Source organism: Rhodomicrobium sp. Az07 (assembly GCF_018619475.1).
Classification (GTDB): Bacteria; Pseudomonadota; Alphaproteobacteria; order Rhizobiales; family Rhodomicrobiaceae; genus Rhodomicrobium.
In genome coordinates this window covers 1-549 of record NZ_JAHFZG010000050.1, presented here as the reverse complement: position 1 = coordinate 549, position 549 = coordinate 1, and the positions used below count along the sequence as shown (strand labels likewise).

General features: G+C 55.9%; 1 protein-coding gene. It reads left to right on the top strand.

What is annotated here, in order from left to right:
* On the top strand, window positions 1-284 hold a 284-nt coding region (locus tag KKP04_RS15280), incomplete at its 5' end, for a hypothetical protein (RefSeq protein WP_215033543.1).
* Window positions 285-549: the final 265 nt, after the last annotated feature.

Here is a 549-nt window from a genome sequence, read left to right as displayed (position 1 = left end):
ACTGCTCGCCGCCTGAGACCGAGGAACGACGGCCCGGCAGGGCACACAGCCCCGGAAATTCTCGGAAACGGAAGATCCTTCCCGTCGGCCGACTATTTCAGCGGCCTGTTAAGGGAAAAAAATCCGAAAGCGATCCCGAGACGCTCGATGAGCCCCTGCATAGTGATGCCTATGTCGAAATCATCGCAGCCGCTTTCGGAGGTAAGTCGCGGCCTGCCTTATCTTTGGGTAAGATGCTTGACAAGATCGACTGGGAAGCCACTGCCAAAGCGCCGAAAAAGTAAACCAAGGGCGTGCCGGACGACCTTGAAGAAAACGCACAACAAGGTGTTGTCTACCCGGGTAGATTCTGCATGCGCTTGGTGGCTCACCATCCAGACCACGCTCGATAATCGCCCTGGACGCTGAATCCATTTGGGATTCTGATTCTTCAGGGAAGGTTAGCGGTGTTCTCAGACCATGGGATCAGCGTTTTGGCTGGCGGCATAGGCCCAAGGCATGAGTTCATCGATTTTGCGCATCGGCCAGCCGTTGACGAGGCGTGAGAGA